The 292-nt window shown below is 67.1% G+C and carries 1 protein-coding gene; it reads left to right on the top strand.

The genetic code is table 11. The features are described 5' to 3' along the window. Positions 1-292, top strand: a 292-nt coding sequence (locus tag EN818_RS32015) for a GNAT family N-acetyltransferase (RefSeq protein WP_135906761.1), incomplete at both ends; no start/stop codon positions are given.

The following is a 292-nucleotide window of genomic DNA, read 5'->3' as shown; positions in this document are numbered from 1 at the left end:
TTCGGTCTATGTCGCCCCCGAGGCCAAGGGGCAGGGCGTTGGCTTGCTGCTGATGCAGGCGCTGATCGAAGCCGCGCGCCTGGCAGGCTTTCGCCAGATCATTGCGGTGATCGGCGACGGCCATGCCGGCAGCGCCTCGGTGCGGCTGCACGAGAAGCTCGGCTTTCGTCATTCCGGGCGCCTGGAAGGATCGGGCTACAAGCATGGGCGCTGGCTGGACACGGTGTTCATGCAGCTGGCGCTCAATGGCGGCGCGGAGCAGCCACCGGATGCTGATTCGCTGCCGGAGCGA

The sequence above is a fragment of the Mesorhizobium sp. M3A.F.Ca.ET.175.01.1.1 genome, from assembly GCF_004791945.1.
Classification (GTDB): Bacteria; Pseudomonadota; Alphaproteobacteria; order Rhizobiales; family Rhizobiaceae; genus Mesorhizobium.
The sequence above is the reverse complement of the archived record's forward strand: the minus strand, read 5'-3'. Positions and strand labels throughout refer to the sequence as shown.